Raw genomic sequence first — 24,727 nt, forward strand, 5'->3', positions numbered from 1 at the left:
TGCTAGATATAATCTTGCATAATTGCTTCTAACTCTTCATTGGTTTTAAACTTCCCTTTCAAAGGAGTAAATGGAGGCAAGTATTCTAATTCACCCTTAGCAAAAGCCGCGATATCCTTCGCTCCAATGATACTCACATCTCCATATTTAGAGATGGCCATTAGTAACATTTTACTATCCAAATACAAAGGAAGCTGAGTTCGAATAGATGGCGTTCTCTCAAACACTCCATTTCTTTCATATACCAATAACTTAACCCTATAATCACTTGGCATTAAGGAAGGAAAAGCAAGGGTTGAAACCGTAGCAAAATACTCCGGCACCTTCATAATTTTGTCCCAATTATAATATCCAAAACTATTGATGCTTGCCCTTCTGAATGATTTGGTTTTGGACCTATAGGCGTATAACATATTTGTATTCATGCCTTCTTCCACTTCCATTTCGGTTAACAAAACGGGATCTACTGTAAGTTCATACATCCTACCACCTCCAATGCATGACATCACATATTCACCCTCTATTTCTTTTACGAATTGCGGACTTAGTTTTTCTAAATCGGCATTTTCTCTGTCATCCAAAACCTTCCAAGCTATCACTACCTCACCTTTCAAACTTTCTAAATGTTCATACCTTAATTCGTCATTCACATCTAAAAATAACTCCTCTTCTTTTGGCTGTAATTGAGAACTATCCGTTTTTAAATATTCCCAATTTTCAGTTTCCTCATTCAAGGCATAAAAATTATAGCATTTTGTATCCTGATAATTTGCCAGATCAACTACCACATCCTCTCCTTCTTTAATATGAACAGGTAAGTTATTTTGAGTAGCATCTATGTTAAACATTCCAGCTGATTGAAAATCATATTCCACTCCGGCACTATCGTAACGCATGGGCAAACCCGACGCAATGATATCCACTAAGGAATGGTATTCTTTAAAACTCAGCGTCACTTTACCTTGAATCACCTCTCCTTTTTCATTCACCAAACTATTGGGTAAAACGCGAATACGGCCTCCATTTTCCAGCGTAAGTTCAGCGCCTTCCTCACTTAAAAACTCAAAATTTTCGCTTGGAATATCTTCAATTTTTAATTCTGTAAAGCTCAATTCCTGAGCGATAACCGTTTCAGATGCTTCATTAATTTCTGGTTCTTGTTCCCTTGTGCAGGCAAACAACAACAGCGTACTAAATGCGAGGGGTAAAATATACTTGTTCATAGTTTTTGATTTGGGTACATAGGTGTAACTCAATTTCTCTTAAAAGTAACAAGCCCCAAGATAACAATCTTGAGGCTTGTGTGATATTAGTTGTTTTCCTTTCTTTTAAAAATAAGCTGAAAGCGCAGCTTCCAATGCTTGTAAATCTGCCACGGTTGTAAAATCTGAGGCTGTTAAAGTCTCTGTATGGTTTGTGGTTATGATTGAATTTGAAATGACTGCATATTGTATTTGGCTGCCATTGTCACTGATCACCACAAAAGAAACATCCATTCCTTCTGGTACCGTATAATAATTTCCTGTTGAGAATACACTTGAAGCATAGTTGTACACACCCGTAACAGCATTTTCGTTCGTAAAGACCATAAATACCGTCGTATTGGTGTTGTCATATCCACTTGGAACATTTACACTTACCCCTGTTTGAGGGCCTGTGTTACCCATAAAATAATCACAATTGATCCAGCTTAGAGAATCTGTCCATCCATAACCATAACCTGTTCCTGATGAATCCTGTACGATCGTTAACGTGTCATTATTGGCTGTCCAAGTTATATTTCCTAAAGCATCTGTAGTTCCATCAAATAGCTGCATGCTTCCCACTGGAGATGCTTGCCCAGGGGCTGTTACTACTTGAATAGGATTTACAACCTCCACAAGGTTTCCATTTTGAGCAATTTCCATATAAAATTCACCCCCAGAAATTAACACCTCAGCACCACCACTACCGTTGGAAGCCAGTGTAACTTTATTGGTCATCAACATATCTAACTTTGAATAATTCTCAACCAAAGTAATATCCACGGTTCCTGTAACAGGATTTCCATTTCCATCTTCAAAATTATTTCCCGATAAGTAGAACATCGTTCCTTTCTGTCCTTGGAAGTAATAGGTATTGGAAAGATCTACTGTTATATTTTGTTTCTGCGACTCGAAATAAGTATTTAAGAGCTGAGCTGCTTTATTATCTGTATTAACCGTTGGATTTCCTGAGGGTGGATTGGTTGTCGGTTCATCCACATCCTTTTTACAACTTACTGCAACAACCAAAATACTCAAGGCCATTGTCAATAATACATTTCTCTTTTTCATAATAGTTTCATTTAAGGTTCTTTGTAAATACCCCTCCTATTTCAACAAGGTTGTCTACACCTCAAAAAAAAATCCTGTAAAACACTTTTTCACAGGATTCTAAAACTTAAAAACAAAAAATTTAACTCAGGTTTTTAGTCCCTCTTTGAAACTTTCAAAATCCGCTCTTTCAATACATCCTGCATAGGTATGTATTCTTGATGAGCCGAAAATTCCTCAAGGTCTACTTATAATACGCTTTAGGCTGAAACACAGTTGCCTTAAAAAACTCATAAAAAATTCAAAAAAAACAATTCCAATTATCTACATACTCCTAAATTTGCAGCATGGAAAAAAAGGAAGACAAATTAAAAGAGGTGATATCTCATGCTAAAGAGTATGGATACATTTTCCCTTCATCAGAAATATACGACGGATTATCAGCGACTTACGACTACGGTCAGTTAGGTAGTGAGTTAAAGAATAATATTAAAAATTACTGGTGGACTGCCATGGTTCAAATGCACGAAAACATTGTTGGTATAGATGCTGCAATTTTCATGCACCCAAAAACTTGGAAAGCCTCTGGTCACGTTGATGCCTTTAACGATCCATTAATCGACAACAAAGATTCTAAGAAAAGATATAGAGCCGATGTATTAATCGAGGAACACATCGAAAAATACAGAGCAAAAATTGAAAAAGACGTTGCCAAAGGAATTAAGAAATTTGGAGACGACTTTGACGAGGCTCAATTTAGAGCAACAAACCCAAACGTTTTAAGAAATCAAGCAAAAATTGATGAAATAGAACAACGCATGGGTGAAGCTCTAACCAATGAAGATCTACCAGCAGTTAAAGCTTTGATAGAAGAATTGGGAATTGCTTGTCCTATCTCTGGTTCTAAAAACTGGACAGATGTAAAGCAATTTAACTTAATGTTCTCTACAGAACTTGGAGCCGTTGCAGGAGATGCTTCTACGATTTACTTACGTCCGGAAACGGCACAAGGTATTTTCGTTAACTTCTTAAACGTTCAGAAATCAGGAAGAATGAAGATACCATTTGGAATTGCTCAAATTGGTAAAGCTTTCCGTAATGAGATTATTGCGCGTCAGTTTATTTTCAGAATGCGTGAATTCGAACAAATGGAGATGCAATTCTTTGTACGTCCAGGAGAAGAAATGAAATGGTACGAGCACTGGAAAAACGAACGTTTAAAGTGGCACAAAGCTTTAGGATTAGGTGAAAACAACTACAGAGTTCACGACCACATCAAATTGGCACATTACGCCAATGCTGCTTGTGATATAGAATTCGATTTCCCAATGGGATTCAAAGAGTTGGAAGGTATTCACTCAAGAACGGACTTCGATTTAAAACAACACGAAGAGCACTCTGGTAAAAAATTACAATACTTCGACCCTGAATTGAACGAAAACTATACGCCTTACGTAATTGAAACTTCTATTGGTTTAGATAGAATGTTCTTGGCGGTATTGAGTAACTCATTAAAAGTAGAAGATTTAGGAGAAGGTAAAACGAGAACTGTACTTCAAATTCCAGCAGCACTTGCACCTTACAAAGTAGCTGTTCTTCCTTTATTGAAGAAAGACGGTTTACCAGAAAAGGCAAGAGAAATCATCAACAGCTTAAAATTTGATTTCAACTGTCAGTACGACGAAAAAGATACAGTAGGAAAACGTTACAGAAGACAGGATGCTATTGGTACTCCTTTCCATGTAACGGTAGACCACCAAACATTGGAAGACAATACTGTAACTTTAAGAGATAGAGACACAATGGAACAAACGCGTGTAAACATCTCAGACCTTAAAGCCATTATTGGAGATAAGGTAAGTTTAGCTTCGTTATTGAATTAAGGATAATTTACATTGAAAATAAAAAATGCGGTTCTCAAATACGGGAATCGCATTTTTTATTTAACTTCCGCCTAAAACCAAAAAGCTACTATGATAAGTTCTCAAGAATTTACTCTAAAAGACCTCCACCAATGCACAGAACAAAAACACCAACTCGTGTTTGTTTTTGGTTATAGAGAACAATTCGAAAAAGAGTTTGACTTTGACCTAGTAAGAGCCAAATTTCCAAATGCTCAGATAATTACGACTTCAACGGCTGGACACATTCATGAAAATCAATTTGATGAAAACATTGTTATCTCTGCGCATCATTTTGAAAAATCTCAAATAAAGGCCTTTGCTAAAAATGCAAAAGTTGAAGGTAAGGAAGTAAGCAAACGCTTGATTAGCGAAATCCCCAAAGAAAATTTAAAGGGACTTTTAATCATTGCAGACAATACGTTTGGAAATAGTACAGATTTGATCAATGATCTTAACGAAGAATATAAAGGAGAGATAAATATTTTTGGTGGACTAGCTGGGAACTTGGATTTAAAAGTACCTTCTATTTCCGGCTTAAATGAAGCCCCGCACGAAAACAACGTAATAGCGGTTGGTTTTTATGGCGAAAGTCTAACGATAAAAACCAACAAAGTAATTACTGCGAAAGGCTTTGGTTTAGACTACATGGTATCTGATTACGATAGGAATGTACTCATTGGATTGAATGGAAAACCCGCCTATGAGGTGATGTACAAACTACTTGGAGCAGAATCTGAGAAACATTTCGAAGAAAAAATTATGCTCTATCCTTTTCTGGTAAAAACAAAAAACCGAACAAAATTTGTGAGAAGCCCAATAGGGGTAGATCACAACACTAAAACTTTGATATATGGTGGAGATTTTAGGTTGGGCGACAAAGTTCAACTAACAAGATCTGACATTATTGAAGGACTCGAAGAAACCGAAGAAGAAGCTTCCTTTTTAGGGAAGCATAAACCCCAAATGGTGTTTTTAACTTCCTGCTATGGTAGGCGTATATTTTTGAATGAATTGATTCATGACGAAGTAACATCCCTACACCGTGGCTTTGGAGAAAATATTAAACTCACCGGATTTTACTCGTATGCCGAATTTTTAACAGAGGCGAACAACAATAACGCTTGTGAAATCCATAATAATTCCATTGCACTTGTTGCATTTACAGAATGAACCTAAGAAATAAAATATTAATTAAACAAATAGAACGTCTAGCTCCAGACCAAAACTTGAGTGAATGGGAACCGCTCTTTCATGCCGTAGACAGGGTTTACGAGCAATTGCACACAGAGGTAAGGTTACTGGAAGAAATTGCCAATAAGATGGTGGATGACATGACGGATGCTAATAAGAATCTGGAGCGTATTAATGAATCTTTAGATGGATTCAATTACCACGTTTCTCACGATTTAAAATCACGCTTTATGAATACCCAAAGTTTAGTGATGATTTTAAAGAAATATGTAAACCAACCCGGACAAGAAGATAAAGTAAATGAAATCTGCGAAAAATTAGAATGGAACTCAGAAAAAGCCATAGAAACCGTAAATGAGTTTTTGGAAATTAGCAGACTTGAGTACGAAAACGAAGAGAAAAGAATAGAAATTTGTGATATAGCAGAATGTATTACCAACCAGGTGGAGAGCATTAACGGTTTACTCTACAAACACATACAGTTGGATTTAGATGCGTTTGATAAAATACATTTTGATAAAACATCTTTAAACAGTGTACTGAGAAATATTCTCACCAATGCGATTAAATACAAAAAAGAAGACGAAGAACCGAGGATAGAAATCAAAACATCTTTTAACTTTGACCACCCCATGATTATTATTCGTGATCACGGTATTGGGTTGGACACAGAAATATTAGGAGATGAACTTTTCAAACCCTTCAACAGATTTAAAAACAGTAAATTTATTGAAGGAAATGGTGTAGGTCTATTTTTAATTAGAAAAACCATGGAGTCTGGAGGAGGCTCTGTAAGTATATACGGAAAAGAGAACGAGGGTGTAACCCTCTCTTTAAAATTTAAAAAAGATGCAGTTAGATAGGAACAAAATACTCTTGATTGATGACAATGAAATCACCAACTTTTGTAACAAAGACATTATCGGTGATTTAAACATTTTCAATGAAATTTTAGCATTTACAAGTCCGGGAGAAACCTTAGACTACTTGAAGTCTTTGTTCGAAAACAAAAAAGACATACCTGCTATTTTCATCGTTGACGTGAAGATGCCAGAAATGGATGGTTTTGAGCTCATCGATGAGATCGATGAATTGTTTGAAGAGCATGATTTTGAATTGATGCCGCTCTTCTTTATTCTAACGACTTCGAATCACAAAAGAGATTACGAGCAATTCGATAAAACTCCTCAAGCCAAAGAATACATCACCAAGCCCCTCAGTGAAGAGAAGCTTAAGGAGATGTTGTCTAAATTTAGTTTTTTGGACTAGTAAATATTTTCTTAAAGGGTTCTACTAACTGCGAAAAGAACCCTTGTGGATACTCCTCGTCGTCATCAAAACCTAACTCTATATCTCTTCCAGAATGTGGGATGTAATTTGTTCCGAATACATAATCCCATAAACTTAGAGAAATACCAAAATTCATCCCCTTAGGGTGGCTTTCTGGCAAGTCTTTAGCATGATGCCAAATATGCATCTTAGGGTTATTTAATATGTACTTTAATGGTCCGTAATCCCAAGATACATTGGCGTGATTTAAATGTCCTATCAAAATGGTAACACCATGGATAATAAAGGCATCTTGAAGCGAAAAGTTAAACAACATGATCAAGCCTAAATATTTCAAAGAATTATAGACCACCGTTTCCATAAAATGGTAGCGCAAATGAGCGGCAAAGCCCATTTCTTTTACTGAATGATGCACTTTGTGAAACTGCCATAAAAAATCTACCCTGTGCAGTAGGTTATGTACCGACCATTGGATAAAATCAGACAATAAAAAGAAGGCCAAGAACTGTATCCACATGGCCTGACCCGAGAAATCATAAAGAGTAACACTCTCTATACCCACAGCGGATAATACTCGGTTCAAATAGTAAACACTCACATCACTTAAGGCCGTATACAGCAATAGATTAAAAAAGAAAAAGTTGAAAAACATGTAGAATGCATCCAACCAAAAATCCTTTCTAAACAAGGCTTGTTTCTTGCGCCAAGGCAATAAAATTTCTAATCCCCATACGGCTAAAGAAACGAGAATTAAATAATAGAAATAGTTTAAATCCCCCTCAAAAAAAGGATGAATTAAACTACGCCAAAAATAAGATGCGTAATTGCTATACGCATTGCTAATTATTTCAATAATACTATCCAAAATACGGTTTCATTCTTGACCAAGCACCTCCATTGTAAGCATCAATACCAGCCGCTTTCAATTTAGACTTTGCCATGTTACTTCTTACACCTGATGCACAAACACAAACAACAGGCTTGTTTTTACTTTTCAATTTTGTAATTTCTTTCGACGAAAGATTTTGCAAGGGAATGTTGATCGCAGCCTTTATCCCAGCCGACTTCACTTCCCCTGGATTTCTCACGTCCAGTAAAATTGCACCTTTATCTTTTAATGCTTGGAAATCTGTTTTCGGTCCAAACAATTTTTGTAATAATCCCATCGTAATTTTTTTTCTCTTTCAAATATACGTTAATCAGCAGCTTTTGGACGTAGCTTTTGTTACACAGTAGGTAAAAATGTGATTTGCGTTCTAGTGTGTATATTTGCTGGTATGATGAAAAACATCTTCTTGGCTTGCTTTGGTATACTGTTCACATTTCTTGTAAATGGTCAGCAGTTGAATTTCACCAATTTTTCCGTTTCTGAAGGATTAGCACAATCTCAAGTCTATTCCATGTTAGAAACAGATGGAGGTGAATTAATTATTGCAACCCAAGGTGGTGGAGTATCTGTTTTTGATGGTAAGAACTTTACAACCATTAGCAAAAACAACGGATTACTTTCTAACAATGTAAACATCCTCTACCCGTACAGAGATAGCATACTCATAGGTACAGACAAGGGCTTGAGTGTATATTTCAACAAACAAATTATACGCTCCTTACCTTTGGTAGCACAAGTAAGCAGCATACATAAAAAAGGTACAGCTTACTTGATAGGAACTACAAATGGCGTTTTTTTACTCAAAGAAGGTAAGACCTATCAGCAGAAAAACGTTCAACTCTACCACAAGAAAGTAACAGGATTTTTTAGCGATAGTCTCAATCAATATTGGGTTACAACTACAGAAGGGGTGTATAATCTATCCAATCCTTTTAAAAGAATTACGACCACCCAAGGTTTACCCACCAACGTCATTGCCTGTGTTACAGAAAGTGATGATTATATTTATTTAGGAACGGAAGGGCATGGAGTAGTTACCTTAAACAAAGGTCTCCAGGTCATCGCCGACAAATCTTTCAACAGAAAACTATCTGTTAGCAGCTTACTCATTGACAGTCAAAACAAAATATGGGTAGGGACTCAAAATCAGGGAGTTTTTAGAATCAATAAAAAACAAATTGATCACTATACCTTAAACGAAGGACTTCCAAGTAATTATGTAAAATCCTTTCACGAAGATCATTGGGGAAACATATGGATAGGCAGTTTCGGAGGAGGTTTAAGTCGATTTACCGAAACCCAATTTGTTCATTTCGACAACTATTCGGGTTTGAGTAGTGATTACATCCTTCACTTAGTGGCTATCAAAGAAAACAAAGTATGGGCTTCTACGGGGACAGGAGGAATAAGTCTTATTGGTCCCAACCGCATCCACAACTTAACAAAAGATGACCAAGGAAGAACCTTGAACCGCATACCTGTATTCGACATAGATAAAAACGAAAATGCTTGGGTTTTTGAAGAGGAAAAAGGTTTGGCCTACATTAGTTTCTACAACGGTAGATTTGGTTTCCAACGCATCAATACAGATTACAAACTTTCCAAAATAAATGATGTAAAAATCTACAACAACGATATTTACGTTGCCACACAAGACAAAGGAATCTTAAAAGCAAAACTCTCGGGCTCTAAACGAAGCTTGCGCTTTGAAAGAATAGAATTACTTTTTGACAATACCGGACAAAACATTCTTCTCTTACAATTCGACCCCCAAGGAAACCTCTGGTTTGTTGATGAGAGAAAGGGACTTGCCAAGTTAAGTAGAAACGAACTCCTTTACATAGACAATACCATAGATTTAGATATACGATCCATCACTTTCAACAAAACAACACCTGTTTTAGGAACGTCAAACGGACTGTATACGATAGAGGGCACGCACCTTTTGAAATGGAAGAACAATCAGCGTTTAAGTTCTGAAAATATCTATCAAGTTGCCGTAGATAAAGATCTAAACCTTTGGGTGGGTTCTGAGCAAGGGCTGGATAAAATCAGCACCTTCTTTGGCGCTCCCAACTTTCAACATTATGGTCCACGAGAAGGTTTTCAGGGCTTAGAAACTACACGAAATGCGGTAGACGTTGACCCCAATGGAAACTTGTGGTTCGGAACCGTTAAGGGCATAGAAAAATACGCCAAGAAATCCTATGTTAGAAAGAAAATCGCACCGCTCTTATCGGTACAAGATATACGTATAGGCTACGTTCCTATAGAACAAACGGAGTATTTTTATTTTGTAAAAGACGGACTCCAAGAAACAGACTCTCTCATCCTTCCTTTTGATAAAAAACCCATAGAAATTGAATTAAAAGCCTTGGATTTGTCTACTGCGCAAGGAGCAAACTTCACACATTTCTTAGAAGGTTATGATGAAATGTGGGCCCCCATCACAAAAAGAAACACCATACTCTTTAACAATTTACCCCCAGGAGATTACATCTTGCGCTACAAAACAGGAAACTCTCAAGCATGGACACCCGTTAGAAGCATACGCTTAATCATTACGCCTCCCTTCTACTCTGCATGGTGGTTTGTGTTGCTCGTTGTTTTGGGAATTATAGGTTTTATCTACCTCATCTTTAGAATAGCATTAGAACGTTTGAGAAAAAACAATGCGGCCCTAAAAGAAAAATTAGAAATGGAACGCAACCTAGTAGAATTAGAGCAAAAAGCATTGCGTTTACAAATGAACCCTCATTTTGTGTTCAACGTTTTACAATCTATCCAAGAACAAATTATCAAAGACGATAAAAACAAAGCCCGTTTGGTGATTGCCAAATTTGCCAAACTTATGCGTTCAATTTTGGAAAACTCACGCGAAAAATACATCAGTATAGAAGAGGAACTCAATACAGTTGAACACTACATGAAATTGGAGCAACTTATCAAGTCTTTAGATTTTACTTACGACATTGAAGTAGATGATGAATTAGATGTTAATGAAGAAATCATCCCACCCCTTCTCATTCAACCTTTTATTGAGAATGCCATCATTCATGGATTCAAACATATAAAAAGGGCTCCCCATATTGCCATAAAAGTAATGTTAGAAACCGACAACAACATTTTGATAACGATAGACGATAATGGTTGCGGTCGACAAAAATCACAATCTACCAAGAGTCAGGTAGACCACCTCCATAAATCACTGGCCCTTCAGGTAACTCAAGAAAGGCTCTCAATTTTGGATCAAAGTAAGAATGACAAACCGCTTTTTGCCATTATCGATAAGGAAGAAAACGGCGAAGCAATGGGTACGCGAATTGAATTAAGAATAGGAATATGAGTAAAGCGAAGTTAAAAAAGCACTTACAAGAATTAAACGAAGAGCAGTTGCGTGAACAAATCATAGAGCTTTACGAAAAATTTGCACCCGTAAAAACGTACTTCAATTTTGCTTTTAATCCTAGAGAGGATAAACTCATAGAAGATGCGCGCGTGAAAATTAGCAAGGAGTATTTCCCTACAACAAAACGCAGGGCTAAGCTAAGAAGAACCACGGCTACAAAATTAATCAAGCACTTTCAAAGCTTGGAAATGTCGCCCGACAAGGTTGCCGACATCATGCTTTACGCCATAGAAGTTGCTCAAACCTACACTTCAACCTACACCTTAAGAAACGACAATTTCTTTGTAGGAATGTTTCGCCAATACGAAGAAGCTTTGCAGTGGATTTCTGGGAACAACCTCATGCATATTTTTAAACCCCGATTAGAACGCATCGTTGAAGAAGCTTGGGAACAAGATTGGTTCAACAGAACAGCCTTTCAAGATATGGCGCCTTAAGACAATATTTTAACCGCAATTACGTTACTTTTGAACAAAATTAGAACATGAAATTTCTTCTTGCCTTTTTATTGATACTGAGTGTAAGTTTTGGGTGTAACAAAACCAAAAATCATCCGGTACCTAGTCTACCCTTTGATACAGAAATTAACCTCACACTTCCTTCGTATTCAAATTTGCAAAACGTGAGTGGATATGCCTATGTCTTAGGCGGGGTAAAAGGCTTGGTGGTATACAGAAGAGGTCCAAATGATTTTGTATGTTTCGATAGAATGTCTACTGCCGAAAATGCTGCAGAATGTGATTCAGGCTTATTAATAAATCCAGACAATTTCTTGGTTCTCGACGATCCTTGTTCAGACGCACAATACTCGCTGTATGACGGTTCTATCGTAAAAGGTGAAGTGGAGTTCGGACTCAGACAATACATTACCGTTTGGGATGGAAACACCAAATTGCGCATCTACAACCAGTAACATTGGTCAATAAAGCACGCTTAGCTCCTGAATAGCTTCTCATATTTCCTAGAGATGTATATCTTTGGGGCATGATAGATGAAATAATCGATTTTGCATTGAGAGAAGATCTCCAAGATGGAGACCATTCCTCGCTATCTACTATTCCGGCAGACGCTACAGGAATAGCGAAACTATTGGTAAAAGACCATGGAATTGCAGCGGGTGTTGAACTTGCCGTAAGAATCTTTCATAGGTTTGATCCCAACTTAAAAGTAGAAGTTCTCATCCAAGATGGTGAAGTTATAAAAGAAGGTGATATCATACTTACCGTTGAAGGAAGTTCTCGCTCTATTTTATCTACAGAACGTCTTGTTTTAAACTTTATGCAACGCATGAGTGGTATAGCAACACACACCAATAAGATCGTAAAAATTTTAGAGGGTTGCGAAACCAAACTTCTCGATACCAGAAAAACAACTCCGTGTATACGTGCCATGGAAAAATGGGCCGTAAAAATTGGTGGAGGCTACAATCATAGATTTGGTTTGTATGACATGATCATGATTAAAGACAATCACATCGATTACGCTGGAGGAATAGCCCAAGCCATTAAAGGTGCTAAAGATTATCTAGAAAAAACGGGCAAAGACCTGAAGATAGAGGTTGAAGTTAGAGACACCAAAGAATTGGAAGAAGTTTTAGCTGTGGGAGGTATAGACCGAATCATGCTCGACAATTTCACACCCGAAGAAATAAAAGCCATTCTTCCTACCATCCCTGCTCAATACGAAACAGAAGCATCAGGAGGAATTACCATAGAAAACATTCGCGCTTACGGTGAAACGGGAGTAAATTACATCTCTTCTGGAGCCTTAACGCATTCAATAAGTTCTTTAGATCTAAGTCTAAAGGCAACATTCAATAAATAATATATGCAACAAATTACAATCGTTAATATAGAAAAAGCGGTAAACAAAATTGACAACCTAGACGATGATGGATTAGAGAAAATCTCTGAAACTTATGGTTTAGCGCAACAAGACTTTTTAGGTTACGCCCTTTCTGCAGGTATGGAATTCGAAAATGATACCTTAACTGGACTTATCATTTATTATTTCAATATTTTTTTCGAGGCATTTGCTCAACAGCAAGTAAGGTTAAATACCATTACTAATGAGGACATTGACGCTTTCCAAGATGAGTTTTCTCAAGTATTGGAGGAGTACATGGAAGAAGAAGATATCGATTTAATTCTTGCGATTACCAACCAACCTAATTTAATAGCGTTTATGGCTAACGAGTTAGAGATGGCAGATGACGATGGTACAACCTTGGATGATGAAACAGCTACACAATTGTTCATCGTTTCAACTGCAATGATAGGTTTAATGAACAAAGCCATAGCTTAAGATGAAGTCACCCCAAGAGATCGTGAACTTAATGATGCAAGAGGATGCTTTTTCTCAATTATTGGGAATGCAAGTTGATGCGATTGCTGAAGGGAGTTGTACCTTGGAATTAGAGGTGACCAAAGATTTTGTAAATGGATTTAATATTGCACACGGGGGACTATCTTATGCATTAGCAGATAGTGCCCTTGCTTTTGCTTCCAATGCTTACGGATACCAATGCGTGAGTATAGAAACTTCAATTTCACACACGCGCCCTTGTTTTACGGGAGATAAATTAAAGGCCGTTTGCGTGGAAGAGAACAGAAGTAAAAGCTTAGGAATATACACCGTAAAAGTTACCAATCAGGCTGATAAACTGGTAGCTCTTTTTAAAGGTACAGTGCATATTTCTAAAAATATTTGGTAATATAACCCACTACACTTATTAATTGTTAAACAACAACGAAAGGTTATTTGCCAATACACTAATTAATTTTATTAACTTTTGGATATATTCCTACTACGAATACATTCAGACCGGAAAATTTACTACGCTATCCGCACAAATGAAATTCTAGAATTTATTGTGCGCGCTTAGAATATTTTCCTATATTTAAAAGATAGAAATGAGTAATTCTAAAGCAGAAGAAAAAATTGATTTTAGCATACGTCACGCGTGGCATAAAATATCGAGGATGTATAATCAAAAAGCCTCGGTACATGATATGACCATTTCCATAGGTTTTATTTTATTAATCGTGGATAAAGAAGGTACACCAAGTACACAATTGGGACCAAGAATGGGAATGGAGCCAACAAGTTTATCAAGAACCTTGAAAACAATGGAAACAAGAGGTTTGATTTACAGAGAGGCCGACAAATTAGACAAGAGAAAGGTGCTGATTTTCCTAACACCTGCAGGAGTAGAACAACGAAGACTTGCCAAAAATGTAGTTTTGGAATTCAACGAGAAACTCTACGACCGCATTCCAAAGGGAAAATTGAAGGTATTTTTTGAAGTAATGGATAAAATTGATTTAACTGTTGAAGAAGAGCTTAGGAATATGATAAGATTTTTCTAAAACGTTAAACTATGAATAGACACATTCGCAAAGTTGCGGTGCTTGGTTCGGGAGTCATGGGCTCCCGAATAGCATGTCACTTTGCTAACATCGGGCTAGATGTTCTTTTGCTCGATATCGTACCCAGAGAACTCAACGAAAAAGAACAAAAAACAGGATTAACCCTCGAGGACAAATCCGTAAGAAACAGAATCGTCAACGATTCACTTACCACCGCCCTCAAATCCAATCCTTCACCTATCTACAGCAAGTCTTTCGCCGGTAGAATCAAAACCGGAAATTTCGAAGACGATCTTCACAAGATTAAAGATTGCGACTGGACCATAGAAGTGGTCATCGAAAGGCTCGACATCAAACAACAAGTATTTGCAAAAGTTGAGGAACACCGCAAGCCGGGTAGTTTAATTACTTCTAACACTTCAGGTATTCCTATTCACCTTATGCTCGAGGGTAGAAGTGATGATTTCAAAAAACATTTCTGCGGAACTCACTTCTTTAACCCACCAAGATATTTACAACTTTTTGAAGTAATTCCAACTGCTGAAACTTCAGCAGAAGTGGTAGACTTCTTCATGGAATACGGAAGAAAATATTTAGGAAAGAAAACTGTTCTTTGTAAAGATACTCCAGCATTTATTGCCAACAGAGTGGGTGTATACTCTATCATGTCGCTTTTCCATGCAGTGAAAGAACTAGACATGAACATAGAGGAAGTAGACAAATTAACTGGTCCTATTTTAGGCCGACCAAAATCTGCAACCTTTAGAACCTGTGATGTTGTTGGTTTAGATACTTTGGTACACGTGGCTAACGGACTTAAAGAAAATTGTCCAAACGACGAAGCCAAAGAGCTGTTCAACTTACCCGACTACATTTCAAAAATGGTAGAAAACAATTGGCTAGGTTCAAAAACCAACCAAGGTTTCTATAAGAAAGTTGTCGATGAAAATGGTCAGAAAAACATCCTTTCTTTAGATTTAGAAACCTTAGAGTACAGAGAAAAAGCCAATGTGAACTTCCCTACCCTTGCTATGGCCAAACCCATAGATGATTTAAAACAACGTACTAAAATGTTGTTCCAAGGGATGGATAAAGCGGGAGAATTCTACAGAAAAACTTTTGCAGGACTCTTTGCATACGTTACCAATAGAATTCCAGAAATCTCTGATGATTTATACAAAATTGACGATGCAATTAAAGCAGGTTTCGGTTGGGAATTAGGTCCTTTCGAAACCTGGGATTTAATTGGTTTAGACAAAGGGCTAGAATTAATTGCCAAAGAAAGCCACAAAGCTGCAGCATGGGTTGAAGAAATGAAAGCCGCTGGCATTACTTCTTTCTACAAGAATGATAAAGGAAGTAAATTGTACTACGATATCGCTTCTAAAGCATACAAAACCATCCCAGGTACCGAAGACATGGTTATTCTTGATGCCTTGCGCGAAGAGAATACGGTTTGGAAAAATAGCGATGCTACCTTGGTTCATTTAGGAGATGGAATCTTGAATTTGGAATTCCACACGAAAATGAACACCATTGGTGGTGGGGTAATTGAAGGCATTAATAAAGCCATAGACATCGCTGAGAAAGAATACAAAGGATTGGTCATCTCTAATACGGGCCAAAACTTTAGCGCCGGTGCCAATGTGGGTATGATCTTCATGATGGCCGTAGAACAAGATTTTGATGAATTAAATTTTGCAGTCAAAACCTTCCAAGATACCATGATGCGCGTACGTTACAGTGACATTCCTGTAATCGTTGCTCCGCACAACCTTGCTTTAGGTGGTGGATGTGAATTGTCTATGCACTCAGATAAAGTGGTAGCCCATGCCGAACTATACATGGGATTGGTTGAATTTGGAGTGGGTGTTATCCCTGGTGGTGGTGGAACCAAAGAGTTTGTGAAAAGACTCTCTGAGGAATTATCAGAAGGGGATATCCGCATCAACAAAATGCGTGAACGTTTCTTAACCATTGGTCAGGCAAAAGTGGCTACTTCAGCAGAAGAAGCGTTTGAATTGGGCTATTTAAGAAGAGGTCAAGACGAATACGTGATGTCGAGAGAACTACAATTAACTCGCGCCAAAGAAGCTTGTTTAGGATTGGCCAACAAAGGTTATGTAGCTCCAGCCAAAGAGAAAAACATTACCATCCTCGGACAAGAAGGCTTAGGTATCGTTTACGTTGGAGCAGATTCTATGCAATCGGGTAACTACATCTCAGAGCACGACAGACTCATCTCAGAAAAACTAGGATTTGTAATGTGTGGTGGAGATATCTCCGAACGTGTTCAAGTTTCAGAACAATATCTCCTCGATTTAGAAAGAAGAGCCTTCGTAGAACTCTGCGCCGAACGCAAAACACTAGAGCGTCTAGAAAGCATGGTGAAGAAAGGTAAAATTCTTAGAAATTAATGGAGATACCTAGATGTCTAGAGTGCTAGATATCTAGAAGAGGATGAAAAATGAAGAAGCACAACTTTAAAGAAATGATGATTTGGAAAAAAGCCATGGATTTAGTGGTTTCCATTTACCAAATAACTGAAAATCTTCCAGCGAAGGAAAATTTCAATTTGGTGAGTCAAATCAACAGGTGTGCAGTATCCATACCATCAAATATTGCAGAAGGTAGTGGTCGTACAACCAACAAAAGCTTTTCAAATTTTCTAAACTTTAGTTTATCCTCTGCATTTGAATTAGAAACACAATTGATATTGTTAGATCGTATTTACAAGGTTCCAACGAAAACGGAACAAAGCGAACTTGTTGAGCTTCAAAAAATGATAAGGTCCTTCAATAATCAATTAATTAAAAATCTCTAGGCATCTAGAAATCTAGAAGTCTAGCAATCTAAAGAAAAATGAACGCATACATAGTAACAGGATATAGAACCGCAGTTGGGAAAGCCAACAAAGGGGGATTCCGCTTTTACAGACCCGATGATTTGGGAGCGGATGTGATCAAACACATATTAAAAGAAGTGCCGCAATTAGATCCCGCACGTGTGGACGATGTAATTGTTGGTAACGCAACGCCAGAGGCTGAGCAGGGACTAAACATGGGAAGAATGATTTCTTTAATGGGACTCGAAACCGATAAAGTTCCAGGTGTTACCGTTAACCGATACTGTTCTTCTGGATTAGAAACAATTGCCATGGCAACAGCTAAAATCAACGCCGGTATGGCAGATTGTATCATTGCTGGTGGTGTTGAATCTATGTCTGTAATGGCCATGGGTGGTTGGAGAATTGTTCCCAATGCCAAAGTAGCCAAGAAAAACCCAGATTGGTACTGGGGAATGGGATTAACAGCAGAGGCTGTTGCCAAGGAATTTAAGGTAAGTCGTGAAGACCAAGATGCTTTTGCCCTAGAATCTCACCGAAGAGCTTTAGAGGCCATCAAAACTGGAAGATTTAAAGATGACATCGTTCCGATTGAAGTAGAACACATCTTCTTAGACCAAAACGAAAAACGTCAAGTAAAAACTTATACGGTAGATACAGATGAAGGACCACGTCCGGGAGGATCGCTAGAAGCTTTGGGAAGATTGCGTCCTGTATTCGCCCAAGGTGGATCAGTAACGGCAGGTAACTCTTCACAAACTTCTGATGGAGCAGCATTCTGTTTGGTAATGTCTGAGCGTATGGTCAAAGAACTCGGCTTAGAACCCGTAGCGCGTTTGGCTTCTTACTCTGTGGTAGGTGTTCCACCAAGAATCATGGGTATAGGTCCAGTTGATGCTATACCAGCAGCAATCAAACAGGCAGGTTTACAAAAATCTGACATTAGTTTATACGAACTAAACGAGGCTTTTGCTTCTCAATCTCTGGCCGTAATTCGCGAAGTAGGTTTGGACAAAGAAATCGTAAACGTTAACGGTGGAGCCATTAGTTTAGGTCACCCGCTAGGTTGTACAGGTGCTAAATTAACCGTACAAATGATGAACGAATTGAAGAAACGCAAGGAGAAATATGGTGTAGTTACCATGTGTGTAGGTACCGGACAAGGTGCAGCCGGCGTTATCGAAAGGTTATAAAGAACACTTCAAAATATGAAAACGGGTCGCTTTTAGAGTGACCCGTTTTTTATTTTTAACATTCCCATTTAGCAATTGAATTCGTATTTTTGAGTCATGTACAAACTTATTCTACTCTTCTTATTTTTCTGTTTCACAACAGTTTCTTTCAGTCAAAATGATACCATAATATCTACTGTAGACTCAACGAATGCCTCAGAAATTGTTCTGATACAAAGTTTCACTGTGCACAGCTCTATAGATTCTGTTTGGAAGGCCTTTACCACCAAAGAAGGATTAGAAAATTGGTCAGTACCCCTTGCAGAAGTTGACTTGAAAATTGGCGGAAGCATACAAAGCAATTACAATCCAGCAGGTAAAATTGGTGATAGCACAACCATATATACCCACATCATTAATTACGTTCCCTATAAACTTCTCACCTTACAAGCCGAGGTTTCTGAACACTTCCCCGAGTTCATGAAAGCAGATGCCAAGGATTTTTACAATGTTATTCTCTTCGAAGAATTAAAAGACGATCAAGTACAAATCACTTCTTACGGTATAGGATATAAAAACACCCCAAAATATCTTTCTCTTCTCAAATTCTTCATTGCTGGAAACGAAAGTTCTTACAAAGAATTGATTAAATATTTAGAGCAATAGTATTTGTAGTATAAGGCAAACTCCCCAAGCAACTTGGGGTCGGGCTGTACTTCCAATTCACCTCCTGCCCCACTCCTTTTTCTAAACTTTTCTGCGGCTTCTCAGGTCGCCCCATCAAAGCAATTTCAAGGGCAAGTCAATTCGGCTCATTTCCATCCCATCCCTGTTTGAAGATCTATTTCAAAGGTTTAAAAACTATTCCTATTTGTGCACCTATCAATCCGTTGCCATATAAGCCTTCTATTTCATTGCCTGTTTTATAATACTGGAAATAAGGTTGAAGATCTAAATACAACTTCGGCTTCAATTGATACTTTAGTCCCATTTGGATTTGCGCACTTCCTACATATCCCGTTCGTGTTGGAGAAATAAAATAAGTATTCGTATACCCCAATCCTCCATAAGCCGAAAGCTTTTGTCCACTTAAAAACTCAAAATTCACCTGCAAAGGTTGTGATATCACATGACCGTGTAATCCACTCGAATTAAAGGATTGTTCTGTACCCGTCGTCTTTTTCACAAACTGACCATAACCCAATCCTGCTGAAACATTCAACCAAGGTTTTATGGCATAGGCGGCAGATAAATGAACATTCATTCTATTGTTAAAACGAGTTGTTTGATCTATCACAGCGTATTCATTGTTCACCGCAGGAGAATTAACCAAAGCATCATTACTATATCCAACGGAACTCTCTACAGGTCTGTAATCATACGCTTCTCCTACATGTATACCAAACGACCATTTGCTTAATACTACTTCTGGAAGTAAAGACGCACGAGCTAATTCACTGTTCTCTTCTAAGTCTTCTTTAGGGGAAATACTGTCTGCACGACTAATTTTTTGGGCTACAAGCTCCTCCTCATTATTTTGAATTTCAGTAATCCCCGTGCTATCTTTTGTTACATTATCATCAGCTATCAAATACGTCTCATTTTCATTCTCATCCTTCTGTCGAACTTCAATACTATCTCCTAAACCTGGAATCGGTGAGGCTTCTATACTATAAAAGGCAGGTTCAACTCTTTTAAAAGTTGATGGGTTACCTAATAAACTTTCATCCATAGATAAATCGCTACCCCAATACTTAAAACTCGCTTCTGATTTGTCAACCACTACCTCATCAGCTGCATTTTCATCCTTTCGCACATGAATTACATCCCCAGTTTCTTCAACTACAGATTGATCATTATTTTTTTGCTCAAGTGAATTTAAAGGCTCCTTGACTTCCTCAATTTTACTCATCTTATCACCCTCTGGAGTTAGCGTATTCACAAACAGGAAAACTAAAACACTTGTAAGCACCACAAAAGAAGTTCCCGTCCACCAAAGTAGAGCGGCACGTTTCTTTTTCTTCCCTACCAATTCAGCCTCTAAGTTAGACCAAACCTGTTCTGAGGGTGCTGCACCGAATTCCGCAAAGCGATTTTTTAAATTGCTATCCTTTTGCATAATTCATTCTGTTTTTTTCGTTTTCAAGTTCTTCTTCTATCCATTGTCGCAATAAAGCGCGGGCTCTACTGTACTGAGATTTTGAGGTACCCGAAGTAATTTCTAATTGTTGGGCAATTTCCTCATGTGTATATCCTTCTATGGCATAGAGGTTAAATACTGTTCTATACCCTAGGGGTAAGCGTTGAATTTTATTGACCAAATCTTCCAAGGCCATTTTCTCAAAAGCTGTGTCCAAATCAATTGCATCTCCTTGTATGTGCTTATAGTTTTCAAGTCGTAAATCTATGGCCTTGTTTTTTCGATACATTTCAAGTCCAACATTAACAGCTATAGTCCGCAACCATCCTCCTAGATTACCATTAGGTTCAAATGAATGTATGGCCCTAAATGCCCGAAGAAATGCCTCCTGCAAATAATCTTCTGCTTCGGAGGCATCTCTGGCATATCTTAGACATACCCCTTTCATCATGTATGCATATCTGTCATACAACTCACGCTGTGCTTTTAGCTTGCCTTTCTGACAAGCCACAACGAGCTCGGGTTCTGTATATCTATACTTTTTCGTAACCTTCTGATTATTTGAAGATGAAAGCAAACTTTACTTCAAACCTGTTGGATACATAAAGGTAAGACCCATGTGGTGAAAATGGTAAGATATCGTCATAATAATAATAGTAGTTATCATGGGTGCGCTGTTGCCAATGTCTAAAGCCTACGCTGGTTGCAATTCCAACATGTTCACTAAAAAAGTTTTGAAATCCTACCTGAACGCCTGCAGTAAATCCACCTTCAGCACGTTGCCAATAACCTCTTTGTAAGGGTTGTAAATATCCTGTGGTGAAGGAAACAAAAGGTGTCTTCTTTCTGTTTTTCAAAATCAAATATTTCCCTTCAAAGGTCATGGGTAACTGCATTCCTGTCTGATTTCCTTCTAATCCAACTCCAAGTGATAACATGTAACGTTGTCTCAATAATACTCCATTATTAATAGACATTGCAAAATTAGATGCTGTGTTAAAGTCTGTATTCACTCCCAAATTAACGGAAGTTATATAATCTAAATTATTACTGGTCAATTCTGTTTGTGCCGTAGTGTACAACCCTAAACTCATGAGGGCAAATACTGCTAAAATCTTTTTCATCTTATTCTAATTTAGGTTATTGAATTTTACTTAAGTATTGAATATTCTGAACATCTGAACAATCATACTGGTACACACCATCCGTTGTTAAAACAATGGCCAAATCACCCAAAGGAATAATATCTATGGCTTGTATAGAGGTAAAATTACTGATCAATTGATTACCTGCATCCAATGGATTTGTATTGTCAAACACTTTTAATCCGTCACTACCATCACAGATGTACAATACATCATCTTTCACCCCAAGTCCATGAGGATTTGTCATTTGGAAAGTAGCCTGAACCGTTGGGTTAGATGGATTAGAAATATTGACAACATCCAACTGGTTAAGATCTCCCATACACGTTGTTCCCGTTCTCACTGTAACGTAGGCGTAATCCCCTTGTACCACAACTGGGTCACAAGCAGTGGCGTGAAACATGGTCCCCAAGTGATTAGGAGCGGTTGGCGTGGTTGTCGCGTATATCATCATTCCTGTAGTAGTTCCCATATACAATTTATCATCATGCGGAAATAAGGTTTCTACATTCATCCAAATTCTAATCGGTGCACTACTCACTAAGTTCATTGGATCGCTAATGTTTATAGGCACTAAATCACGGTTATTCATGATGTAGAGGTAATCATTAATCACAGCAAACTTGGTGATAGATCCTGAAACGCTAGCATTCGTAGAACCTCCAGTAGCTATACTCTGATTAGAAACAAGCGCATCCATAGCTTCAAAGCTGTAGTAATTGTTCACTTGCGAAACTTCTTCTTTCACTTGTTGTACTTCCCAACCTATTACAACTCCCTTCTCAGGGTCAGGTTGTTTGTAGGCATAATTATTATCTCCTGTCGGATAATTCTGAGGAAAGACACTTTCCAAGCGAGAAATAACTGTTGGCTGATTAATATTCGACACATCAACCACGGCGATGTCTATCAAATTATTAACGTACAACCTATCGTTTTTAATAGCTAATCCTGTACACCCTCTTACATTTAAAAATCCAATTTTTTGTGGTGATGATGGATTGGTGTTGTTTATAAAATGAATCCCTTCGTTTTCTTCTACTACAAATAGATATTGATTCCAAGCGTAAATTCCGGTTTGCTTCTCTATATCCCTAGAAGATTCAAAGGCTATGGAACTTCTAAAGGTTTCGAAATCTTCATAAATGGGCACGTTGGCCATATGCTCGTGGAAGACTTTGTCTTTACAGGCTGTAAAAAGCACTAGAGCTAGACTTATAAAAAGTATTTTTTTCATGATTTAAATATTTGGCGTTTACTAGGGTAATGAAGCCGAGTTGGAAAGGGTTGCAGGTGAAAAGAAAAATTTTGCAAACTTCCTTCGTCTGATTTACTACAATTCAACATCTTGCTCCGCATATTTCTACGATAACATTAACTTTACGCCATGCAAATTTCAAAGTCGACACGTTATATTTTAAGCATACTAAGTGGTTTACTCTTAACCTTTAGTTTTCCCAACACGGGAAGTTTGGCACCACTAGCCTTTTTTGCTTTGGCCCCTCTGTTTATTGTAGAGCACTATATCTACAGTAAACAATACAGGAGTCAAAAAGTATTTACACACGCCTTCATCACTTTTGTTATTTACAATTTTGGTACGTGCTGGTGGATCATGAATGCAGACATTTGGGGAACTATAGTAGGCTTGTTGATTAACGCGCTAATCATGGCTAGCTTCTTTCAATTCTTTGTGTGGACCAAGCGTTTTGTGGGACAAAAAGAAGGATACATCGGTTTACTTTTTTATTGGATAGGACTCGAATATTTCCATTTAAACTGGGAGTTCAGCTTCCCTTGGTTAAACCTAGGAAATGTATTCGCTACCACACCTTCACTTGTACAATGGTATAGTTACTCAGGTGTTTTAGGGGGCACCTTATGGATACTATTAAGTAACCTCTTGATCTTTAAAATCGCTTATAACCTTTGGGTTAAAAAGGAAAAATTTAAAATTCAAACACCTTTTGTATGGATGCTTTCTTTATTGCTACTTATCCCAATTGGGTATTCATGGATACAGTACGCGAGTTCTGATGAAATTCAAATCCCTCTAAACGCCGAGGTTATTGTTACCCAACCCAATGTAGATCCGTACAGTCAAAAATGGAACATACCCGTTGAAGAGCAATTGAACAAGTTTTTAGATTTGGCCGACAGTTTAATAACTCCAGAAACGGACTTTGTTCTTGCCCCAGAAACAGCAATTCCTTATGGTTTTGAAGAAGATGGATTTACCAATAGTTCTGTGTATGAACTATTAAACAAAAGATTAGAGCAATGGAACAACACCAGTTTACTAACGGGTGCTTCTACCTACAAGTTCTTCGATAATCAACACACCTTTGCTGCTCGCTTTATTCCTGAGCGCAAACAATTCGTAGAGCACTACAATACTTCCTTATTAATGGATAAGAATCCTCCGCGTTTTGTACATAAGTCGAAATTGGTAATGGGTGTAGAAATGGTTCCTTTCTCCAAATACCTCCCGTTCATGAACGATTTAGCCATAGAAAATGGGGGGACTTCTGGAAATTTAGGGGTCGAGCCAGAACCCGCAATTATGCAAAGTAAGGGGATAAAATTTGCACCCGTAGTTTGTTATGAATCTGTTTATGGAGATTTTATTGCACAACAATGTAGAAAAGGAGCTCAGGCCATCTTTATTATTACCAATGATGGATGGTGGAAAGATACACCTGGTTACAGACAACATTTAAACTTAGCCCGACTTCGTGCCATAGAAACTGGAAGATGGGTAGCAAGATCTGCAAATACAGGAAGCTCTGCCTTTATCAATCCTAAAGGAGATGTAGTTCAAAAAACAGATTACAATACCAAAACGGCCATTAAACAAAACATACGATTAATAAATAAAGCAACCTTCTATGTCACGTATGGTGATGTGTTGGGTAGAACTTTCGGATTTGGATTCTTTTTGATGCTACTTTTTACTGGAGTAAGATATATGCGTAAGCTGAAAGGATTTTAGGTTAGATACCTAGACAGCTAGATTTCTAGATATCTAGATATCTAGATAAAATATAGAAAAGCTTCTCAATTGATTTTGGGAAGCTTTG

24 protein-coding genes are annotated in these 24,727 nt (G+C 37.7%); 16 read left to right on the forward strand and 8 right to left on the reverse strand.

All coding sequences use genetic code 11. The annotated features are described in order from the left end of the window. Nucleotides 1–2: 2 nt before the first annotated feature. The gene (locus BM327_RS14700) at nucleotides 3–1,223 is read right to left on the reverse strand and encodes a hypothetical protein (protein ID WP_090252585.1); all 1,221 of its coding nucleotides are present in this window, start codon (nucleotides 1,221–1,223) and stop codon (nucleotides 3–5) included. Between the two features lie 105 nt (nucleotides 1,224–1,328). Beyond that, on the reverse strand, nucleotides 1,329–2,315 hold the full coding sequence (locus BM327_RS14705) for a hypothetical protein (RefSeq protein ID WP_090252589.1): 987 nt from the start codon (nucleotides 2,313–2,315) through the stop codon (nucleotides 1,329–1,331). 326 nt (nucleotides 2,316–2,641) lie between these two features. Between BM327_RS14705 and BM327_RS14710 the strand changes: the two genes are divergently transcribed. From BM327_RS14710 to BM327_RS14725, 4 genes are all read left to right on the forward strand, one after another. Further along, nucleotides 2,642–4,177 (forward strand): glycine--tRNA ligase, encoded by a 1,536-nt coding sequence (locus tag BM327_RS14710; RefSeq protein ID WP_090252592.1) that lies wholly within the window; start codon nucleotides 2,642–2,644, stop codon nucleotides 4,175–4,177. Nucleotides 4,178–4,267: 90 nt separating this feature from the next. Beyond that, nucleotides 4,268–5,368, forward strand: a complete 1,101-nt coding sequence (locus tag BM327_RS14715) for an FIST signal transduction protein (protein ID WP_090252596.1) — start codon at nucleotides 4,268–4,270, stop codon at nucleotides 5,366–5,368. Further along, nucleotides 5,365–6,252, forward strand: a complete 888-nt coding sequence (locus BM327_RS14720; protein WP_090252599.1) for a sensor histidine kinase — start codon at nucleotides 5,365–5,367, stop codon at nucleotides 6,250–6,252. The genes BM327_RS14715 and BM327_RS14720 overlap by 4 nt, the downstream gene beginning before the upstream one ends. Beyond that, nucleotides 6,239–6,658, forward strand: coding sequence for a response regulator (locus tag BM327_RS14725; RefSeq protein ID WP_090252603.1), 420 nt, complete (start codon nucleotides 6,239–6,241; stop codon nucleotides 6,656–6,658). Before BM327_RS14720 ends, BM327_RS14725 begins: the two co-directional genes overlap by 14 nt. Here the strand turns inward: BM327_RS14725 and BM327_RS14730 are convergent. Both BM327_RS14730 and BM327_RS14735 read right to left on the reverse strand, forming a co-directional pair. Continuing rightward, the gene (locus tag BM327_RS14730) at nucleotides 6,642–7,544 is read right to left on the reverse strand and encodes a sterol desaturase family protein (protein ID WP_090252607.1); all 903 of its coding nucleotides are present in this window, start codon (nucleotides 7,542–7,544) and stop codon (nucleotides 6,642–6,644) included. The genes BM327_RS14725 and BM327_RS14730 overlap by 17 nt on opposite strands. Beyond that, nucleotides 7,537–7,845: a rhodanese-like domain-containing protein gene (locus BM327_RS14735; RefSeq protein WP_090252610.1), complete on the reverse strand. Its 309-nt coding sequence runs from the start codon at nucleotides 7,843–7,845 to the stop codon at nucleotides 7,537–7,539. The genes BM327_RS14730 and BM327_RS14735 overlap by 8 nt, the downstream gene beginning before the upstream one ends. Before the next feature lie 111 nt (nucleotides 7,846–7,956). Here BM327_RS14735 and BM327_RS14740 point away from each other — a divergent pair, with 111 nt between their 5' ends. The 11 genes from BM327_RS14740 (at nucleotide 7,957) to BM327_RS14790 (ending at nucleotide 19,028) form a co-directional block, all read left to right on the forward strand. Beyond that, nucleotides 7,957–10,914, forward strand: coding sequence for a sensor histidine kinase (locus BM327_RS14740; RefSeq protein ID WP_090252613.1), 2,958 nt, complete (start codon nucleotides 7,957–7,959; stop codon nucleotides 10,912–10,914). Next, nucleotides 10,911–11,414 (forward strand): DUF6155 family protein, encoded by a 504-nt coding sequence (locus BM327_RS14745; protein ID WP_090252617.1) that lies wholly within the window; start codon nucleotides 10,911–10,913, stop codon nucleotides 11,412–11,414. Before BM327_RS14740 ends, BM327_RS14745 begins: the two co-directional genes overlap by 4 nt. A 47-nt stretch (nucleotides 11,415–11,461) precedes the next feature. Continuing rightward, nucleotides 11,462–11,890: a hypothetical protein gene (locus BM327_RS14750; protein ID WP_090252620.1), complete on the forward strand. Its 429-nt coding sequence runs from the start codon at nucleotides 11,462–11,464 to the stop codon at nucleotides 11,888–11,890. A 71-nt stretch (nucleotides 11,891–11,961) separates the two neighbouring features. After that, nucleotides 11,962–12,801, forward strand: coding sequence for a carboxylating nicotinate-nucleotide diphosphorylase (nadC, locus tag BM327_RS14755; protein ID WP_090252625.1), 840 nt, complete (start codon nucleotides 11,962–11,964; stop codon nucleotides 12,799–12,801). Between the two features lie 3 nt (nucleotides 12,802–12,804). Beyond that, entirely contained in the window at nucleotides 12,805–13,281 is a 477-nt protein-coding gene (locus tag BM327_RS14760; protein ID WP_090252629.1) for a hypothetical protein, read from the forward strand. A gap of 1 nt (nucleotide 13,282) precedes the next feature. After that, nucleotides 13,283–13,690 (forward strand): hotdog fold thioesterase, encoded by a 408-nt coding sequence (locus tag BM327_RS14765; protein ID WP_090252633.1) that lies wholly within the window; start codon nucleotides 13,283–13,285, stop codon nucleotides 13,688–13,690. Nucleotides 13,691–13,889: 199 nt separating this feature from the next. Then, entirely contained in the window at nucleotides 13,890–14,345 is a 456-nt protein-coding gene (locus BM327_RS14770) for a MarR family winged helix-turn-helix transcriptional regulator (protein ID WP_090252636.1), read from the forward strand. A gap of 11 nt (nucleotides 14,346–14,356) precedes the next feature. Further along, entirely contained in the window at nucleotides 14,357–16,762 is a 2,406-nt protein-coding gene (locus tag BM327_RS14775) for a 3-hydroxyacyl-CoA dehydrogenase/enoyl-CoA hydratase family protein (RefSeq protein WP_090252641.1), read from the forward strand. A 50-nt stretch (nucleotides 16,763–16,812) separates the two neighbouring features. Next, nucleotides 16,813–17,169: a four helix bundle protein gene (locus BM327_RS14780; protein WP_090252646.1), complete on the forward strand. Its 357-nt coding sequence runs from the start codon at nucleotides 16,813–16,815 to the stop codon at nucleotides 17,167–17,169. Nucleotides 17,170–17,207: 38 nt separating this feature from the next. Then, nucleotides 17,208–18,383, forward strand: a complete 1,176-nt coding sequence (locus BM327_RS14785; RefSeq protein ID WP_090252651.1) for an acetyl-CoA C-acyltransferase — start codon at nucleotides 17,208–17,210, stop codon at nucleotides 18,381–18,383. A gap of 96 nt (nucleotides 18,384–18,479) precedes the next feature. Continuing rightward, complete coding sequence (locus tag BM327_RS14790; RefSeq protein WP_090252656.1) at nucleotides 18,480–19,028, forward strand: SRPBCC family protein; 549 nt, start codon at nucleotides 18,480–18,482, stop codon at nucleotides 19,026–19,028. Nucleotides 19,029–19,203: 175 nt separating this feature from the next. Here BM327_RS14790 and BM327_RS14795 read toward each other — a convergent pair whose 3' ends face one another. The 4 genes from BM327_RS14795 to BM327_RS14810 are packed head-to-tail and all read right to left on the reverse strand — an operon-like array spanning nucleotide 19,204 to nucleotide 22,884. Next, nucleotides 19,204–20,481 (reverse strand): porin family protein, encoded by a 1,278-nt coding sequence (locus BM327_RS14795; protein WP_090252661.1) that lies wholly within the window; start codon nucleotides 20,479–20,481, stop codon nucleotides 19,204–19,206. Continuing rightward, nucleotides 20,468–21,079 (reverse strand): RNA polymerase sigma factor, encoded by a 612-nt coding sequence (locus BM327_RS14800; RefSeq protein WP_090252665.1) that lies wholly within the window; start codon nucleotides 21,077–21,079, stop codon nucleotides 20,468–20,470. Before BM327_RS14800 ends, BM327_RS14795 begins: the two co-directional genes overlap by 14 nt. Beyond that, nucleotides 21,060–21,626 (reverse strand): hypothetical protein, encoded by a 567-nt coding sequence (locus tag BM327_RS14805; RefSeq protein WP_090252669.1) that lies wholly within the window; start codon nucleotides 21,624–21,626, stop codon nucleotides 21,060–21,062. Before BM327_RS14805 ends, BM327_RS14800 begins: the two co-directional genes overlap by 20 nt. A 16-nt stretch (nucleotides 21,627–21,642) precedes the next feature. Beyond that, nucleotides 21,643–22,884 (reverse strand): LVIVD repeat-containing protein, encoded by a 1,242-nt coding sequence (locus tag BM327_RS14810; RefSeq protein ID WP_090252673.1) that lies wholly within the window; start codon nucleotides 22,882–22,884, stop codon nucleotides 21,643–21,645. A 150-nt stretch (nucleotides 22,885–23,034) separates the two neighbouring features. On the opposite strand from BM327_RS14810, the gene lnt reads away from it, so the two are divergent. Next, complete coding sequence (gene lnt / locus BM327_RS14815; protein ID WP_090252677.1) at nucleotides 23,035–24,639, forward strand: apolipoprotein N-acyltransferase; 1,605 nt, start codon at nucleotides 23,035–23,037, stop codon at nucleotides 24,637–24,639. Nucleotides 24,640–24,727 lie beyond the last annotated feature (88 nt).

The organism is Lishizhenia tianjinensis (assembly GCF_900116425.1).
Lineage (GTDB): Bacteria > Bacteroidota > Bacteroidia > Flavobacteriales_D > Crocinitomicaceae > Lishizhenia > Lishizhenia tianjinensis.

Coding starts and splice junctions, on each gene's coding strand:
- BM327_RS14700 (WP_090252585.1), bottom strand. CDS start 1,223: ATGAACAAGTATATTTTACCCCTCGCATTTAGTACGCTGTTGTTGTTT.
- BM327_RS14705 (WP_090252589.1), bottom strand. CDS start 2,315: ATGAAAAAGAGAAATGTATTATTGACAATGGCCTTGAGTATTTTGGTT.
- BM327_RS14710 (WP_090252592.1), top strand. CDS start 2,642: ATGGAAAAAAAGGAAGACAAATTAAAAGAGGTGATATCTCATGCTAAA.
- BM327_RS14715 (WP_090252596.1), top strand. CDS start 4,268: ATGATAAGTTCTCAAGAATTTACTCTAAAAGACCTCCACCAATGCACA.
- BM327_RS14720 (WP_090252599.1), top strand. CDS start 5,365: ATGAACCTAAGAAATAAAATATTAATTAAACAAATAGAACGTCTAGCT.
- BM327_RS14725 (WP_090252603.1), top strand. CDS start 6,239: ATGCAGTTAGATAGGAACAAAATACTCTTGATTGATGACAATGAAATC.
- BM327_RS14735 (WP_090252610.1), bottom strand. CDS start 7,845: ATGGGATTATTACAAAAATTGTTTGGACCGAAAACAGATTTCCAAGCA.
- BM327_RS14740 (WP_090252613.1), top strand. CDS start 7,957: ATGATGAAAAACATCTTCTTGGCTTGCTTTGGTATACTGTTCACATTT.
- BM327_RS14745 (WP_090252617.1), top strand. CDS start 10,911: ATGAGTAAAGCGAAGTTAAAAAAGCACTTACAAGAATTAAACGAAGAG.
- BM327_RS14750 (WP_090252620.1), top strand. CDS start 11,462: ATGAAATTTCTTCTTGCCTTTTTATTGATACTGAGTGTAAGTTTTGGG.
- nadC (WP_090252625.1), top strand. CDS start 11,962: ATGATAGATGAAATAATCGATTTTGCATTGAGAGAAGATCTCCAAGAT.
- BM327_RS14760 (WP_090252629.1), top strand. CDS start 12,805: ATGCAACAAATTACAATCGTTAATATAGAAAAAGCGGTAAACAAAATT.
- BM327_RS14765 (WP_090252633.1), top strand. CDS start 13,283: ATGAAGTCACCCCAAGAGATCGTGAACTTAATGATGCAAGAGGATGCT.
- BM327_RS14770 (WP_090252636.1), top strand. CDS start 13,890: ATGAGTAATTCTAAAGCAGAAGAAAAAATTGATTTTAGCATACGTCAC.
- BM327_RS14775 (WP_090252641.1), top strand. CDS start 14,357: ATGAATAGACACATTCGCAAAGTTGCGGTGCTTGGTTCGGGAGTCATG.
- BM327_RS14780 (WP_090252646.1), top strand. CDS start 16,813: ATGAAGAAGCACAACTTTAAAGAAATGATGATTTGGAAAAAAGCCATG.
- BM327_RS14785 (WP_090252651.1), top strand. CDS start 17,208: ATGAACGCATACATAGTAACAGGATATAGAACCGCAGTTGGGAAAGCC.
- BM327_RS14790 (WP_090252656.1), top strand. CDS start 18,480: ATGTACAAACTTATTCTACTCTTCTTATTTTTCTGTTTCACAACAGTT.
- BM327_RS14795 (WP_090252661.1), bottom strand. CDS start 20,481: ATGCAAAAGGATAGCAATTTAAAAAATCGCTTTGCGGAATTCGGTGCA.
- BM327_RS14805 (WP_090252669.1), bottom strand. CDS start 21,626: ATGAAAAAGATTTTAGCAGTATTTGCCCTCATGAGTTTAGGGTTGTAC.
- BM327_RS14810 (WP_090252673.1), bottom strand. CDS start 22,884: ATGAAAAAAATACTTTTTATAAGTCTAGCTCTAGTGCTTTTTACAGCC.
- lnt (WP_090252677.1), top strand. CDS start 23,035: ATGCAAATTTCAAAGTCGACACGTTATATTTTAAGCATACTAAGTGGT.